At 68.7% G+C, this 15,068-nt stretch carries 14 protein-coding genes; 5 read left to right on the forward strand and 9 right to left on the reverse strand.

Annotation, left to right across the window (positions count from 1 at the left end):
- Window positions 1–78 precede the first annotated feature (78 nt).
- From A5648_RS15750 to A5648_RS15765, 4 genes are all read right to left on the reverse strand, one after another.
- Window positions 79–909: an MlaE family ABC transporter permease gene (locus A5648_RS15750; protein WP_234787444.1), complete on the reverse strand. Its 831-nt coding sequence runs from the start codon at window positions 907–909 to the stop codon at window positions 79–81.
- Between the two features lie 255 nt (window positions 910–1,164).
- Window positions 1,165–2,145 (reverse strand): alpha/beta hydrolase fold domain-containing protein, encoded by a 981-nt coding sequence (locus tag A5648_RS15755; protein ID WP_065025448.1) that lies wholly within the window; start codon window positions 2,143–2,145, stop codon window positions 1,165–1,167.
- Between the two features lie 119 nt (window positions 2,146–2,264).
- Window positions 2,265–2,864: a TetR/AcrR family transcriptional regulator gene (locus tag A5648_RS24090; protein WP_065025449.1), complete on the reverse strand. Its 600-nt coding sequence runs from the start codon at window positions 2,862–2,864 to the stop codon at window positions 2,265–2,267.
- Window positions 2,861–3,553, reverse strand: a complete 693-nt coding sequence (locus A5648_RS15765; protein ID WP_082966524.1) for a TetR/AcrR family transcriptional regulator — start codon at window positions 3,551–3,553, stop codon at window positions 2,861–2,863. The genes A5648_RS24090 and A5648_RS15765 overlap by 4 nt, the downstream gene beginning before the upstream one ends.
- An 85-nt stretch (window positions 3,554–3,638) precedes the next feature.
- Here A5648_RS15765 and A5648_RS15770 point away from each other — a divergent pair, with 85 nt between their 5' ends.
- Window positions 3,639–5,054 carry an ABC1 kinase family protein gene (locus A5648_RS15770; RefSeq protein WP_065025450.1) on the forward strand — a complete coding sequence of 472 codons (1,416 nt, stop codon included), beginning with the start codon at window positions 3,639–3,641 and terminating at the stop codon, window positions 5,052–5,054.
- Here A5648_RS15770 and A5648_RS15775 read toward each other — a convergent pair.
- The 5 genes from A5648_RS15775 to A5648_RS15795 are packed head-to-tail and all read right to left on the reverse strand — an operon-like array spanning window position 5,042 to window position 11,127.
- On the reverse strand, window positions 5,042–6,520 hold the full coding sequence (locus A5648_RS15775) for a flavin-containing monooxygenase (RefSeq protein ID WP_109470812.1): 1,479 nt from the start codon (window positions 6,518–6,520) through the stop codon (window positions 5,042–5,044). The genes A5648_RS15770 and A5648_RS15775 overlap by 13 nt on opposite strands.
- A 50-nt stretch (window positions 6,521–6,570) precedes the next feature.
- Window positions 6,571–7,449: an SDR family NAD(P)-dependent oxidoreductase gene (locus A5648_RS15780; protein ID WP_065025452.1), complete on the reverse strand. Its 879-nt coding sequence runs from the start codon at window positions 7,447–7,449 to the stop codon at window positions 6,571–6,573.
- Window positions 7,446–9,014 carry a flavin-containing monooxygenase gene (locus A5648_RS15785; RefSeq protein ID WP_065025453.1) on the reverse strand — a complete coding sequence of 523 codons (1,569 nt, stop codon included), beginning with the start codon at window positions 9,012–9,014 and terminating at the stop codon, window positions 7,446–7,448. The genes A5648_RS15780 and A5648_RS15785 overlap by 4 nt, the downstream gene beginning before the upstream one ends.
- Before the next feature lie 9 nt (window positions 9,015–9,023).
- Window positions 9,024–9,581 (reverse strand): SRPBCC family protein, encoded by a 558-nt coding sequence (locus tag A5648_RS15790; RefSeq protein WP_065025454.1) that lies wholly within the window; start codon window positions 9,579–9,581, stop codon window positions 9,024–9,026.
- Window positions 9,571–11,127: a flavin-containing monooxygenase gene (locus A5648_RS15795; RefSeq protein ID WP_065025455.1), complete on the reverse strand. Its 1,557-nt coding sequence runs from the start codon at window positions 11,125–11,127 to the stop codon at window positions 9,571–9,573. Before A5648_RS15795 ends, A5648_RS15790 begins: the two co-directional genes overlap by 11 nt.
- Before the next feature lie 136 nt (window positions 11,128–11,263).
- Here A5648_RS15795 and A5648_RS15800 point away from each other — a divergent pair, with 136 nt between their 5' ends.
- From A5648_RS15800 to A5648_RS15815, 4 genes are all read left to right on the forward strand, one after another.
- Window positions 11,264–11,965 carry a TetR/AcrR family transcriptional regulator gene (locus A5648_RS15800; protein ID WP_065025456.1) on the forward strand — a complete coding sequence of 234 codons (702 nt, stop codon included), beginning with the start codon at window positions 11,264–11,266 and terminating at the stop codon, window positions 11,963–11,965.
- Between the two features lie 257 nt (window positions 11,966–12,222).
- Window positions 12,223–13,104: a metal-dependent hydrolase gene (locus tag A5648_RS15805; protein WP_065025457.1), complete on the forward strand. Its 882-nt coding sequence runs from the start codon at window positions 12,223–12,225 to the stop codon at window positions 13,102–13,104.
- Window positions 13,105–13,130: 26 nt separating this feature from the next.
- The gene (locus A5648_RS15810; protein ID WP_082966526.1) at window positions 13,131–14,024 is read left to right on the forward strand and encodes a metal-dependent hydrolase; all 894 of its coding nucleotides are present in this window, start codon (window positions 13,131–13,133) and stop codon (window positions 14,022–14,024) included.
- A gap of 31 nt (window positions 14,025–14,055) precedes the next feature.
- On the forward strand, window positions 14,056–14,982 hold the full coding sequence (locus A5648_RS15815) for a metal-dependent hydrolase (RefSeq protein ID WP_065025459.1): 927 nt from the start codon (window positions 14,056–14,058) through the stop codon (window positions 14,980–14,982).
- Window positions 14,983–15,068: the final 86 nt, after the last annotated feature.

The following is a 15,068-nucleotide window of genomic DNA, read 5'->3' on the forward strand; positions in this document are numbered from 1 at the left end:
CGGCCGCCCCGGCCGCCGAGGCCGACAGCCGCACCGGCCTGCCCAGGCCGTACGGCAGATGTCGTGTCGGGGTGGCCATCAGCCCACCTTCGTCGGCATGAACATGGTGACCAGCTGGGTGATCACCAGGTTGAGCACGAACACCGTCACCACGCCGAGGACCACCGCCGCGTTGACCGCGTCGGCCACCCCGCGGGCGCCGCCCTTGGCCTCCAGGCCGCGCTGGCAGGCGATCAGGATCACGATCAGACCGAACAGCCAGGTCTTGAGCAGGGCCACCCCGACGTCGGCCACGTTGGCGAACGACGCGAACGAGGCGATATAGCTGCCCGGCGTGCCCGACTGATAGCCGACGTTGATCAGGTAACCGGCGGCCAGCCCCATGAAGATGATGAAGATGCACAGCACCGGCGCCACGAACACGATCGCCGCCAGCCGCGGGGTGACCAGCCGCTGCACCGGGTCGATGCCCATCACGCGCAGCGCGTCGACCTCCTCACGGATGCTGCGGGCGCCCAGGTCGGTGGTGACCGCCGAGCCGGCCGCCCCGCCCAGCAACAGCGCCGCCACGATCGGCGCGCCCTGGCGGATCACGCCCAGCCCGCCGGCCGCCCCCGAGATCGACGTCGCACCGACCTGCTGGATGATGCTGCCGACCTGCACCGCCACGATCACCCCGAACGGGATGGACACCAGCAGTGCCGGGATCGCGGTGACGCTGACGACGAACCAGGCCTGGTTGATGGTGTCGCGCCACGGGTGCCGCAGCCGGACCAGATCGGCGGCCAGATGGGTGAACGCCTGGGCGGCCAGCGCGAAGAACCGGCCCAGTGTCTGCAGCGATGAGTCGGCCTGGTTGATCCCGTGCCGCAGCGGCTTGCGCAACTGGGCGAGGACCTGACCGGTCAGCGACGGATCCGCCGGCCGGTCGGGTGGTGCCGCCTCGACGGTAGCGGCTGCCGGATCCGGGCCGGTGGCCTCGGCGGCCAACAGGGGTTCGGTGATGTCAGGTTTCGTCGCGGTCACGGACGTGTTCCGGCCCGAACATGCCGCGGCACCCGATGCCTAACAGCGAAGCCAAATATACGTAACACATTGTACCCCGTACTGCTTGTTTGAAGATGTCCCAGTGTGCCCGAGGTCACTTCCTGCGTCAACGGCCCGTTATACCCCGCCTGCCCGTAAGAAGGCGGCGATTTCGGAGACCGCCGCCCGCGCCGGCCCGATTACCGGCGCACCGGCTTGGAACACGTGGAACTGGCCGTCCCAGGTCTGCAATTGGCACCGCACCCCGGCCGCCGCGATGCGATCGGCCAGCTCCTCGGCGCCCTCGCGCAGCACCTCGCGGGTGCCGACCTGGATCAGCGCGGGCGGCAGCTCCGCCAGGTTCGCCGAGGTCAGTCGCGGCCCGGGGACCACCAGGTCCGGCGGTGTCGGCCGGGCGGCCAGCTTCCGGCCGAGCGCGCGAACCGTCGCCCGGGTCAGCAGCGGATCGTCGGCGTGCCCGTCGACCGGGAATTCGGGATCGATGCTGGTCATCGGGGACAACACCGCAAGGGCCGCGGGTTTGCCCAGCCCGGCCTGTACCACCGCCAGCGCGGTGGCCACCGCGAGGTACCCCCCTGCGGAGTCGCCCACGATGCTGATGTCAGCGGCGGCGTAGCCGCGCTTCCGCAGGGCGCGGAACCCGTCGACCGCGTCCTGCAAGGCTTCAGCCAGGCCATCCTGCGGAAGTTGCCGATAGTCCACTGCGAGGGCGGGGCGGCCGGCGGCGCGGGTGATATTGGCGACCAGCCACCGGTGTGTGTGCAGGCCGCAAGTGATGAAGCCGCCGCCGTGCAGGTAGAGGATCGCCGCGCCGGCGATCGGCGCCTTGGGGGTGACCAGCTCGGCGCAGCAGTGCGGAAGGTCGACCCGCTGTCGGCGCACCCCCCGCGGCCGCGGCAGCAGGAAGGCCGCCCGATCCACCCATCCGAACGGCCACCGCGCGTCCGGGAAGCGGGCGAACAGCGCGATCACGGGACGGACGACCATCCGCAGCACCACCGCGACCAGGCGGGAAACAAGACCCGGTCCGGGGAAATCCACCCGCGCCGGCAGTTGTTCGTCGGCGGGTTCTGTTGTTGCTCCGGCGGCCAACGACATCGGCAACCTCGTTTCGAAGCACGGAACTTCATATAGCGACCCATTAAAATGACTGACGTGTCACTCTGCACCTATTAAAGCACTCGGGCGTGGCCCGTGTCACGCCCTTGGCGGATCGTTCAGACTGGGTTGGCCAGGCCGGCCCGCAGTAGTTCCCGGACTTGGGCGACGACGTGATCGAGTCCGCCCGGCAGGGCAGCTCCGCCCTGCGCGGGCAGCAACACCACCAGGCTCAGCGTGATCAGCATCTCTCCCAGCACCTCGGCGTCCAGGTTCGGCCGGAGGTAGCCGGCGGCGATGCCGTGCTCGATCTGCCGCTGCGCGGCGCCAGCAAACTCCGCGAAGATGTCGATCACCCGTTGGGTCAGCTCGTCGTCGATCGCGCACGCGTCGAAGACAATGAGTGAGATGAGCTTGTTGTTGTCGACCGACAGGGAGTGCAGCGAGGCCAGGGGGGCGGTCGCAACGTCCAGGAAGTCCTCCAGGGTGTCGGCCAGCTTAGCGGGGGTCTCCAACTGCGGGGCCATTTCCGCGAGCCCCACGTCGATGGCCGCGTCGAGGATCTCGCGGCGGTTCTTGAAATAGTTGTAGAACGAACCGTGGCTCAGGCCCGCCGCCGCCACCACGTCGGCGACCGAGCTGTTGCGGTAGCCCCGCTCGGTGAAGACGTCGAATGCCGCCCGGCTGAGCTGCGTACGACGGTCGGCGCTCGCCGTCACGGCTGCGCGTCCTCGGCGAGCAGGGCATGCCGCGCGAGATCGATCAGCGCGGCCCGGTAGCGGTCCCGGGTGGCCGGGTCGCGCTGGCCCCGGACTTCGCGCAGCCCGGCAGGCAGCAGCAGCTTGGTGGCCAGCAGGCCGCACACCTCGGGGTCCATTCCGGCCCGCAGCAGTCCGGCTTCCTGGGCGTCCTCGAACAGGCCGGCCAGCATCCGGGTCAGGGTGGCCTCCAGTCCGAGCACCCGCAGCTTGAGTTCCTCGTCGATCGCACCGGCCTCCACCAGCACCAGCGACAGCAACTCGGGGCGGCGATCGAATGCGTCCACCACCGCGCTCAATGCGGCCTCGACCCGTGCTAGCAGCTCAGCGGGGTCCGACAGCGGCTCGTCGGCGGCGAGCGCGGGCCGCACGACCGAGATCACCTCCTCGACCGAGAAGTCGAACACCAGGTCCAGCAGCTCGCGTTTGCTGGGCACGTACCGGTAGATAGTGCCCTGCCCGATGCCCGCGTGGCGCGCGATGTCGGACATCGTGGTGGCGTGATAGCCACGCTCGACGAACACCGCGACCGCGGAGGCGATGATCTGGGCGCGGCGTTGCTCCTCCAGATGCCGGACCGGCGGGCGCCCACGCTTGCGTCGGGCCGCCGGCCCGGCGGGTTCCGCGGCGTCGAGGGAGGTCCGGGGCATCGATGCTGCCTCCCGCTGGGTAACACCGCGAAAGATTTCGCGGACTGGCTTGTCAGAACTAATTTAGCACCTAGGGTGGGGCGTCATGACCGATGCTTCGGCGCAGGCGGAGGGCGCCGACCCGCTGGCCACGTCCCGGCTCAGCCGGGGGGCGCGGCTGGGCCGGCTGGCGGCCAAACAGACGCTGCGTCGGGCCACCGTCAAGGCGGGGTCGGTGGTGGTCGGCGAGGCTCGCCGCGAGCGGATGCTCGACCGGTCCAGCGAGCGGATGGCCCGGGACTTCGTCGCCGTGCTGGGCGACATGCGGGGTGCGGCGATGAAGATCGGCCAGCTGCTGTCTCTGATTGACCTTGGCATCGTCGACGAACGCTCCCGCCCGGCCTTCCGGCGGCAACTGTCCAAGCTGCAAGGCACCATCAACGCGATGCCGTTCGCCACCATGCGTCCGGTCATCGAAACCGAGTTGGGCGCCGCAGTGGAAGAACTGTTCGCTGAGTTCGACGTGGACGCGTTCGCGGCCGCGTCGATCGGGCAGGTGTATCGCGCTGTCACCCACGACGGCCGTGACGTGGCGGTGAAGGTGCAGTACCCCGGCGTGCGGACCGCCGTGCGGGCCGACCTGAAGAACCTGGCGCTATTTCTGCGGATGTGGAAGTCCACTGTCCCCACCGTGGCCGCCAGCGACTTCCTCGCCGAGATCGACTATGAGCTAGCCCGCGAGGTCGACTACCGCCAGGAAGCCGCCAGCCAGGCTCGCGCGGCCGCGCGCTATGCCGGGCACCCGTTCATCCACGTGCCCCGCCCGGTCGGCGGGCTGAGCTCGGACTCGGTGCTGACCACCGAATACGTGGCCGGAGAAATGGCGCCCCAGGTCGCGCAGCTGCCCGCCGCGGAACGGGACCGCATCGGTGAGATCATCTATCGCTTCTACCTGGGTTCGCTGTTTCGCGACTGCGAGTTCAACGGCGACGCGCACCCGGGCAACTTCGTGTACCTGCCCGACGGTCGGGTGGCGTTCTTGGACTTCGGCCTCTACAAGCACATGGCGCCGGAGGCGGTCGACTTCGAACGCCGGGCCGCGCGGTTGTGTATCGCCGGTGACGGTGAGGGGCTGCGGACGCTGATGGAGCAGTACGGGGTGCTGCGGCCCGGGTCGAAGGTGTCGGCGCAGGACTGCCTGGAGTACACGTTGGACGCGGCGGGTTGGAACTTCGTCGACGACTACGTCGCGGTCGAGCCGATCGACGTCAGCGCCGCGCTGCTGGGGGTGGTCAATCCGGCCGCCGAGTCGTTTCGCACGATGCGCAACGAGCGGCTGCCACCCGAGCACCTGTTCTCTCGGCGGCTGGACTTCTTGGTGTTCGGCACGCTGAGCCAGATTGGGGCCGGCGGCAACTGGTTCCAGGTCGCCGCCGAGTGGATCTACGGCGCGGAGCCGGTCACCGAACTGGGCCGTGCCGAGGAGCGGTGGCGACAGCAGCGCGCCGGTCAGGACTCGTAGTTGTAGTCGTCGAGGTCGAACGTCTTCGACGCCCGGGTGGACTGGTAGGCGGTGGTCGGCCGCAGGAACGAGAAGTCGCCGTTCTTGTCCAGGTAGTAACTGTTGGCGTTGACGCAGGCCCGGCCGTGCATCAGCGTCTGCGCGCCGCGGCGCTGCACGAACGCGGTGAACCGGTCGTTGGCGTCGGCGGAGACCTCGACCGCGGTGGCGCCGCGACGCCCGGCTTCCTCGATCACCCGCAGCGCGTGCCGGGCGGCGTTCTCCACCATGACATGCCAGGAACTGCCCGACCACGCGTAGGGCCCGAACACCATGAAGGTGTTCGGCAGCCCCGGCATCGACACCCCCTCGTAGGCGGCGGCGCGCTGCGTCTCGTAGAAGGCGGCCAGGTCGAATCCGTCGCGGCCCTTGACCGGGCGTTGCCGGTAAACCACCGGGCTGTTCGACATCTCGAATCCGGTCGCCAGCACCAGCGCATCGACCTCGCGTTCTTCGCCGTCGCGGGTCCGCACCCCGGTCGCGGTCACGCAGTCGATCGGATCGGTCACCAGGGTGACGTGGTCTTGAGTGAAGGTCTTGTAGTAGGAATTCGACACGCTGGGACGCTTGCAGCCGAATCCATACTCGGGGGTGAGCCGGCGGCGCAGCTCGCGGTCTCGCACCTGGGTGAACAGGTAGGCCCGGCAGGCCATCGCGGGAACCTTGGCCAGCGGTGCGATCTGCTTGCCGTACACCGTGATTCCGACCAGGCCGACCTCGACCAGACCCGCGGCGATGCCACGGATGATCGACTGCAGCACCGGGAAGACGCGGAACGCGGCCTGCACCGCCTTTGGGATGCGGACGTCTGGTTTGGCGAACACCCAGATCGCCCGGCGCTGGTACACGTCGAGGCGGGCCGCGGTTTTGGCCAGTTGGGGCACCACCTGGACGGCGGTGGCCCCGGTCCCGATGATCGCGACCCGCTTGCCGGACGGATCGAAGTCGTCGTCCCAGTCTTGGGTTTGGATCACCTTGCCGCCGAAGGTCTCCAGCCCCGGGATGTCGGGGACGCGCGGCTCCACGAAGGCGCCGAGCGCGGTGATGACGAACCGGGCCGTCACCGCCGACCCGTCGGCCAAGGTGAGCATCCAGAAGTGGTTGTCCTCGTCCCAGTCGCGGCGCATCACCTCGGTGCGCAGCTGCAGATGGGCGTGCAGGTCGTATTTGTCCGCCAGGTGCTCGATGTAGGCGCGGACCTCGGCGCCCTTGGGGAAGGTGCGCGACCAGTACGGGTACTTCTCGAACGAGAACTGGTACACGATGCCCGGGATGTCCACCGCGACATCGGGATAGTGGTTGGCCTGCCAGGTTCCGCCGATGTCGTCGGCGCGTTCGAAGATGGTGTAGTCGGTGTAGCCGGCCCGCTTGAGCTGGATCGCCGCCCCGAGCCCGCCGATACCGCCGCCGATGATGGCCACCAACATGTCCGGGGACTGCCGCACCACGGATGTGTCCTGGTGTGCTGCAACGGATGTCATTTGGCGGCCTCCAACTCCGTGAGGCGGTGCGCGTTGGCGGTGATCCGGGCGTCGTAATCGGCGCGCGCGGAGCGGTCAATGGGGCCGAGGGTGCGGTCGGCGTTGACCACTCGGCGCCCGAACAGCCAGAGCCGTTCCGGGATCAGGTTCGCCAGGGTCAGCAGCGGGGTCAGCCCGGGCGGCGCGCCGGCCAGTGGCGGCCGGGTGCGGAGCGTCGAGGTGATGCGGCGCGCCACCACCCCCGGCGGCAGCACCCCCAGCCGGATCAGCCCCAGCGGGATGCCGTCGACGAGCTGGGTGTTGATCGCCGACGGCAGCACGGCGGTCACCGAAACACCGTGCGGGCGAATCTCTTCGCGCAGGCTGCGGCTGAACGCGGTGGCGGCGTGCTTGGACGCGGTGTAGCTGGCCAGGCCGGCCGAGTGGATCTTGCCGGCGGCCGAGGTGACGTTGACGATGTGGCCGCGGCCGCGGGCGATCATCCGGGGCGCCACCACCCGGGCCGCGGTCATGTGCGCAAAGACGTTGACGTCGAACGCCGCTCGGCTGACCTCCTCCGGCTCGTCGAGGAACGCCCCGATCGGCATGATGCCGGCGTTGTTGACCAGGATGTCGACGTCGTCGAAATCGTGTTCCACCGCGTCGATGAATGCCCGGAAGCCGTCCGGGTCGCCGACGTCGACCTGGTAGCCGCGGGCGCGGTACCCGACGGTGTGAGCGGCGGCACGCGCCGCATCACCGTCGAGGTCGCCGAGCGCGACCTTGGCGCCCCGCTTGGCGAACCGCGTCGCGGTCGCCAGCCCGATGCCCCGGGCGGCTCCGGTGACGACGACCACCGCGCCGGACAACGGGATCGGTGGGTAGCTGGCGCTCATCGCGGCTCTCCTGACTGCGCGACCAGACCCGCATCGGCCGGCGCGGCGGCCGAGTGCGGCGGTTGCCACTGGTAGTCGTCGAACGGATAGTTACTCGCGGCCCGCCGCGACTGCAGCGCCGTCGTCGGCCGGATGTAGGGCATGTCGCCCTGGGAGTTCACGTAGTAGGTGCGCAACCCGCGGTTGCGGACCTGGAAGTAGTGCGCGATATTGCGTCCCCGACGCTCGATCTTGGCGTGGTAGGCCCGCTGGGCGTCGGCGCTTACCTCCACCACCGCCGCACCGCGGCGCTGCGCCTCGGTGATGGCGCGCACCGCGTGCTGCGCCGACGACTCCACCATGAAATGCCAGCCGGTGCCGGTCCACGAATACGGGCCGACCAGAATCCAGCGGTTCGGCAGGCCGTGCACGGCGACACTCTCGTAGGCCTGCAGCCGGTTCTCGGCGAAGAAGTCGCCGAGGTCGAATCCGTCCACACCGATCACCGCGCCCCGCCGATAGGTCTCGGGGTCGGAGAACAGCTCGTAGCCCACCGCGGCCACCAGCGCGTCGAGTTCGTGTTCCCGGCCGTCGGCGGTGCGCACCCCGCGCGGGGTGATCTCGGTGATCGCGTCGTCGATCAGCTCCACGTTGTCGCGGTTGAAGGACTGGAGGAAGGTGTTCGACAACGTGGGCCGCTTACCCAGCAGCCCGTAGCGCGGGGTCAGGGCCCGGCGGGTGCGCCGGTCGCGAACGGTGGCCCACAGCAGGCCGCGGTAGACGACGCGGGCGCCGGAATCCATCAGCGCCGCAACCGGATTCGCGATCTCCGGTGGTGCGTAGACCAGCAGCCGGGTCAGCATCTCGACCAGCAGCAGCGCCACTCCTGACAGCGTGGTCTGGGCGGCGCGCGACCCCAGGATCGGCCGCAGCCGCGGGCCGATCGCGAAGTCGGGCTTGGGCCAGCACCACACCGGGGTGCGCTGGAAGACGGTCAGCGACGCCACCCGGGGGGCGATGGCGGGGGTGATCTGCACCGAGCTGGCCCCGGTGCCGATCACCCCGACCCGCTTGCCCGCCAGCTCATAGCCGTGGTCCCAGTCGGTGGGCCGCAGCACCTTGCCGGCGAAGGTGTCGAAGCCGGGGATGCCGGGGTCGCCCTTGGGGTTGATGAACGCGCCCACCGCGCTCAGCACGAATCGGGCGGTGATCTCGTCGCCGGAGTCGGTGCGCAACCGCCAGCACTGGGCGTCGGAGTCCCATTCCTCTTGGACCACGCCGGTGGAGAACCGGATGTGCGGGTAGAGGCCGTGGTCGCGGGCCACCATGCAGTGGTAGGCCCTGACCTCTTCGCCCTTGGGGAACATCCGGGACCAGTTGGGGTTCTTGGCGAACGAGTACTGGTAGGTGAAGCTGGGCACGTCCACCCCGATGCCGGGGTAGTCGTTGTCGCGCCAGCTGCCGCCCGGCTCGGCGGCCCGCTCCAGGATGACGAAGTCGTCGATCCCGGCCGCCAGTAGCCGGATGCCGGCGCCGATACCCCCCGGACCGGCGCCGATCACGACGACCAGAAATTGTGGATTCATCAGCGGTCCTTAGCTTTTGTTGCTGAGTTGCGGTGGAGCCTGCAGCGGTAGTTCGCGGTTGAGGCCGCCCACGCCGAAGTGGAACACCGGCTCGAGGACGGCGGCGACGGGGCGCCCCAACAGCCGCGCGCCCGGGATCGCCGACAGGTAGCGCGGCGCGCAGGCCAGCGTCCAGTCCAGGATCGCGTGGCCGGGGTCGTCGGCGTCCTCCACCCGGTACTGCTCGCACCAGGAACCGAACACCGGCAGGGTGGCGTCGACGGCGGTGTAGCGCATCGTGCGGCTCGGCGGGTCGAAGACGGTGATGCGCTCGTGCTGGGCGAACACCAGCCAGGAGTGCAGATACATCTGGAAGTCACGGACCACGCCGACCTCCGGCTGCCCGCCGTGCGGGTACCGGCAGCCCCACACCGTGGGCAGCCACGACCACATCCGGTCGCTCGCTACGACCTGCCACACCTGTTCGGGCGGGGCGGCGAACCGCCGCCGCACATGGGTGACCACCGGTGCGGTGGCAAAGAACTCGTCGGCGGACTCGGCTTCGACGGGGACCGCGTCAAACCGCATGCTCGACCTCCTGTTGCGACGCCGTCACGTGGGCGAACGTGTAATCGGATTCGGGGAACCGGACGCTGCGCCGGCGCGACTGCAGCAGCGTCCACGGGCGCACGTAGACGCTCTCGCCGTGTGAGTTGATGAAGTAGCTGTTGGAGCCCGCGCAGTTGACGGTGAAGTAGCGGTCCAGGTTGGCCCCGCTGCGCCGCAGCCCGGACTGGAAGGTCGCCAGCGCCTCCGGGGTGACCTCCACCCGGGTCGCGCCACGCGCGCGGGCCAGCGCGATCACGGCGGTGACATGGCGGGTGGCGTTCTCCAGAATGTAGTGGAAGCTGGTGCCGGTCCATGAATACGGTCCGACCAGCATGAACCGGTTCGGCAGGCCCGGCACCGTCGCGCTCTGGTAGGCCTGCAGGCCTTCCCGGTGATAGAACTCGGCCAGGTCGAATCCGTTGCTGCCCAGCACCGTCCCGACCCGATAGGTCTCCGGGTCGGAGAACATCTCGTAGCCGGTGGCTAGCACCAGCACGTCGATGGGGCGTTCCACCCCGGCGGTGTCGACGATGCCGCCGGCGGTGATGTGGTCGATCCCGGTCGTGATCAGCTCGACGTTGGGCCGGTTGAAGGTAGGCAGGTAGTCGCCGCCCAGCGTGCCGCGGGTGCACCCGGCGCCGAACCGGGGCCGCAGCTGACGTCGAACCCGCGGGTCGTCGACCTTGTAGCGCAGCCACCCCCGGTAGGCCAGCAACGCGACCCGGTCGAAAACGCCGGCACCGAGCCGAAACAGCGGCCGCGGGGTGTAGATCAACACCCGCAGGCCGGCTTCGATGAACACCAGCGCGAACGAGTGCACGAAGTTGGCGAACCGCCGGTTGGCCAGCATCCGCTGCAGCAGCGCCGGAATCCGGAAGTCGGGCTTGGGGAAGTACCACTGCGGGGTGCGCTGGTAGACGTCGAGGTGTGCGACGTCGCCGGCGATCGACGGCGCGATCTGCACGGTGGAGCTGCCGACCCCGACGATGCCCACCCGCTTGCCGCGCAGGTCGAGGTCGTGCTGCCAGCGTGACGGGATGAGCACCGGCCCGGTGAAGCTGTCCAGGCCGGGGATGTCCGGGCGGGCTTTGGGGTGGATGTAGGCGCCGATCGCGCTGATCAGGAACCGGGCGGTGATCACCTCACCGCTGGCGGTGTGCAGTTGCCACTGGTGGGTGGCTTCGTCGAACACCTCGCGCTCGATGCTGGTGCCCAGCCGTGCGTGCTCGTGCAGGCCGTGGGTGGTGACCAGATCGTCGATGTAGTCGCGGATCTCCGCCCCGTCGGCGAAGAACCGTCGCCAGTCGCCCTTCGGCGCGAAGGAGAACTGGTAGGCCAGTGCCGGGATGTCCGCGCCGACCCCCGGATAGGTGTTGCGCAGCCAGGTTCCGCCGAAGCCCTCGTCGCGGTCGATGATCAGGAAATCGTGCACACCGATCTCGCGGAGCTTGATCGCCGCGCAGATGCCGCCGAATCCGGCGCCGATGATGATCACTTCGTGATCAGGAGTTGCAGCTGGCCGCATTCGCCGTCCTTCCGCGCCAGGGATGACCTCCCAAATAATGTGACTGATACGTCATTCTGTCAAGAAGGCTGCTGTTGCGCGCCTGGGCCGGCGCGCTCGGATTCGGGGTGCTCACCTGGTGGATTACGATTGCCGTGTGCCGACGGACGTAGCTTCCAGCCGTGGTCGCCTGCCGGAACTGACCGGGGACGCCCGCGTCGATCGCTGGCGTGAACACCGCGCCGCGGTCCAGGCGGACTTGGTCGACGCGACGCTGCGGGCGATCGAAGAATACGGTCCAGAGCTGTCCATTGACGACGTCCTCAAGACCGCGGGTGTGCCGAGGCCGAAGCTGTATCGGTTCTTCAACGACAAGGAGACGCTGTTCGCCGCCGTCAGCGAACGAGTCCAAGAGCTGATCATCGAACGCGTCGTGCCGCGGTTCGCCATCGACGGCACCGCGGTGGAGATGGTTCACTCGGCGCTGGCGGCCTACGTCGATCTAGTCGACGAGCGGCCCAACCTGTTTCGTTTCCTGGTCGGTTCGCACTTCCGGGACGGTCGCTCGCCGGCGGCGTTGGTCGACAGCGGGAGGCCGCTGTCGGATGCCACTGTCGATGTCATGGCGGCTGCGATCACAGCGCGCGGCGGCGACGGTGACAGCCTGGAATACGTTGTCGACGCCGCCCTGGGGGCGGTCGCGCTCGGTGTGCTGCGTTGGCTGAATGCCCCGACGATTACCAAGCGCGCCCTGGTCGAGCAGCTGACCACGTTCTTGTGGGGAGCTTTCTCGGCGACCGCGGCAGCGCGCGGGGTGATCATCAGCGCCGACGAAATGTTGCTGGACAGCGCCGACTGACCGATCCAGTATCGTCCTGTCACCCGCGGCGGCCGCCTTGACAGAATGACATATCAGTCACACTATTTGCTGATGATGCGCTGCGCGGTCGGTGAATGGGATCTCCGGGGGACACGCTCCGGGCAGGTCGGGCAGTCCCAGCGCTGCGGAGATCACTTGCAGCGGGACCCTTGCGCCCGGCCGCGGCCGTCAGTAATGTCGATCATATGGTACCAAAAGTACTAGGTACCGAACGTTCGGAAGAGGGGTGGCGGACGGTGACACAGAGTGGCGCAGCGACCGTTACGAACCGCGCGGCGGCCCGCTATCCCAAGACCAGGCGTATCCGGTTCCGCTTCGGCGAGGGCGGCACAGCGGGCAAATACTTCGTCGACGACGACATCGTGTTCAGCCACTTCGTCGCCGGACTCTCCGGCGGCTTCCCGCCGGGTGAGGAGTCGTTCATCCGGTCGGTGCGCCGCTTCGCCGATCGGCTCACCGACCCGGTGCTCAAGAAGCGGGTGGCGGGCTTCATCGGCCAGGAGTCCATGCACGGACAAGAACACCGCCGGCTCAACGACAAGCTCGTCGACCTCGGCTACCCGATCCGGTGGTGGGATTCGGCGACGTTGCTGGAACGCCAGATGCGGATCGAGCAGCGACTGGGTGCCTATGTGCATCTGGCGATGACCGCGGCCGCCGAACACTACACCGCGGTGCTGGCCGAACGGGTGTTGTCCAGCGACGAGGTCCAGGCCATCCCCGGCGAAGCGGAGGTGTGGAACCTGCTGAACTGGCACGCGCTGGAAGAGCTCGAACACAAGTCGGTGGCCTTCGACGTCTACCGCGCGGTGGGCGGCCCGGAGTCCACCCGCATTGCGGTGATGGCGGCGATGGTGACGCTGGCCCTCCCGATGGTGCTCACCTCGCTGGGTGTCTCGCTGTCGCGCGACCCGATCGCGCGGCGCCAGCCGCTGCGACTGGCCCGGGAGGCCTTTTCGCTGTTCCGGGGTCCGCTGCTGCGCGGGCTGCTGCCCGAACTGGTGCAGTACCTGCGGCCGGGATTCCACCCCGACGACATCGACACCGGCGCGCTGCTGCAGCGGTGGCAGCAGGAGCTGTTCGGCGCCGACGGCGCCCTGGTGGACCACCTCAAGTGAGCTATCGACCGGCAGAGGAGACGATTGTGACGGCTAGTGGCGCGGTGACGACCAACGGGCGGGCTCCGGCCGGCGCCCATCCCAAGGTGCGCCGGATCCGGTTCCGGTTCGGCGAGCCGGAACCGATGAGCCACCACTTCGTCGAGGGCGACGTGGTGCTGAGCCACCTGACCGCCATCCTTTCGGCGGTGTTTCCGCCGGGCGAGGAGTCGTTCATCCGGTCGGTGCGCCGCTTCTCTTCCCGGGTGACCGACCCGGCGTTGAAGAAGCGGGTCGCGGCGTTCATCGGCCAGGAGTCGGTGCACGGGCAGGAACACCGCCGGCTCAACGAAAAACTCATCGAGATGGGTTACCCGTTCGTTCGGCTGTTCACGTTCGGCCACAACAGTTTTCGCCAGCGTGCTATCGAGCGCATCGAGCGGATGTCGCCGGGATTTGTGCATCTGGCCATGACCGCGGCCGCCGAGCATTACACCGCCACCCTGGCCGAGCGGGTGCTGGGCAGCGACGAAATCCAGGCCATCCCAGCCGATCCCGAGGGGCGGCAGTTGCTGAACTGGCATGCGATGGAGGAGCTGGAGCACAAATCCGTCGCGTTCGACGTCTACCGCGCGGCGGGCGGGCCGGAGTGGATCCGGATCGGGGTGATGGCGCTGATGTACACGTTCACCATCCCGGTCGTCACCGTGGGGGTGGCGCTGTCCATCCTGACTGACCCGCGGGGGTGGCGGCCGATCAAGCTGGCCCGCCAGACCCGCTACGTCTTCCGGGGGCCGCTCCTGCGGGGGTTGATGGCCGACCTGCGCAAGTACATGAAACCGGGCTTCCACCCCGACGACATCGACACCACCGCGCTGCTGCAGCGCTGGCAGCGGGAACTGTTCGGCGCCGACGGCGTCCTGGTCGACCACCTGAAATGAGCCGTACCGAATCGAAAGGACTCCAGTTGTCATGGCTGCTGACCCGATAGTGCCGATCACCAGGGCGCCGTCCAATGCCTATCCGAAGGTGCGACGGATCCGGTTCCCGTTCGGCGACCCCGAACCCATGTCGCACCACTTCTTTGGTGACCCGCAGCCGCCGCAGCGGCGCCATTTCGTGCAGGGCGACATCGTGTTCAGCCACCTGGTAGCGGTGCTGTCGGCGGCGTTCCCGCCCGGCGAGGAGTCGTTCATCCGGTCGGTGCGCCGGTTCGCCGACCAGATTACCGACCCGGTGCTCAAGAAGCGGGTGGCCGGGTTCATCGGCCAGGAGTCGGTGCACGGACAAGAGCACCGCCGGCTCAACGACAAGCTCATCGAGATGGGCTACCCGTTCGTGCGGCTGTTCACCTTCGACCACGACAGCCGCCGCCAGCGGGCGACGGTGTGGTTGGAGAACCGGGCGCCGGCGCTGGTGCATCTGGCGATGACGGCGGCGGCCGAACACTACACCGCCACCATCGCCGAGCGGGTGCTGTCCCGCCCCGAACTGCAGGCGATCCCCGGCGACCCCGAGGTGCGCAACCTGCTGAACTGGCACGCGCTGGAGGAGCTGGAGCACAAATCGGTCGCGTTCGACGTGTATCGCGCGGTCGGCGGGCCGGAGCGGATCCGGATCGGGTTGATGGCGCTGATGTACGCCTTCACCATCCCGGTGGTGACGGTGGGGGTGCTGTTGTCGATGCTGGGCGATCCGCAGGCCTGGCGACCGCTCAAGGTGGCGCGGCAGACCCGCGACATCTTCCGCGGCCCGCTGGTGCGGGGGCTGATGGCCGACCTGCGCACCTACCTTCGGCCCGGGTTCCACCCCGACGACATCGACACCGCCGCGCTGCTGGAGTCCTGGCAGCGGGAACTGTTCGGCGCCGACGGCGCCCTGGTCGACCACCTCAAGTAGCCGCAGGCCAACGCGTGAAGATCAATCGGGTGCGGTTGTCGCGGGTGGTGGTGACCGGGGCGGGCAGTGGGATCGGGCGGGCGACT

The organism is Mycolicibacter sinensis (assembly GCF_001673565.1).
Taxonomy (GTDB): Bacteria; Actinomycetota; Actinomycetes; order Mycobacteriales; family Mycobacteriaceae; genus Mycobacterium; species Mycobacterium sinense_C.

Coding starts and splice junctions, on each gene's coding strand:
- A5648_RS15755 (WP_065025448.1), bottom strand. CDS start 2,145: ATGTCGTTGGCCGCCGGAGCAACAACAGAACCCGCCGACGAACAACTG.
- A5648_RS15765 (WP_082966524.1), bottom strand. CDS start 3,553: ATGCCCCGGACCTCCCTCGACGCCGCGGAACCCGCCGGGCCGGCGGCC.
- A5648_RS15770 (WP_065025450.1), top strand. CDS start 3,639: ATGACCGATGCTTCGGCGCAGGCGGAGGGCGCCGACCCGCTGGCCACG.
- A5648_RS15775 (WP_109470812.1), bottom strand. CDS start 6,520: ATGTTGGTGGCCATCATCGGCGGCGGTATCGGCGGGCTCGGGGCGGCG.
- A5648_RS15780 (WP_065025452.1), bottom strand. CDS start 7,449: ATGAGCGCCAGCTACCCACCGATCCCGTTGTCCGGCGCGGTGGTCGTC.
- A5648_RS15785 (WP_065025453.1), bottom strand. CDS start 9,014: ATGAATCCACAATTTCTGGTCGTCGTGATCGGCGCCGGTCCGGGGGGT.
- A5648_RS15790 (WP_065025454.1), bottom strand. CDS start 9,581: ATGCGGTTTGACGCGGTCCCCGTCGAAGCCGAGTCCGCCGACGAGTTC.
- A5648_RS15795 (WP_065025455.1), bottom strand. CDS start 11,127: ATGCGGCCAGCTGCAACTCCTGATCACGAAGTGATCATCATCGGCGCC.
- A5648_RS15815 (WP_065025459.1), top strand. CDS start 14,056: ATGGCTGCTGACCCGATAGTGCCGATCACCAGGGCGCCGTCCAATGCC.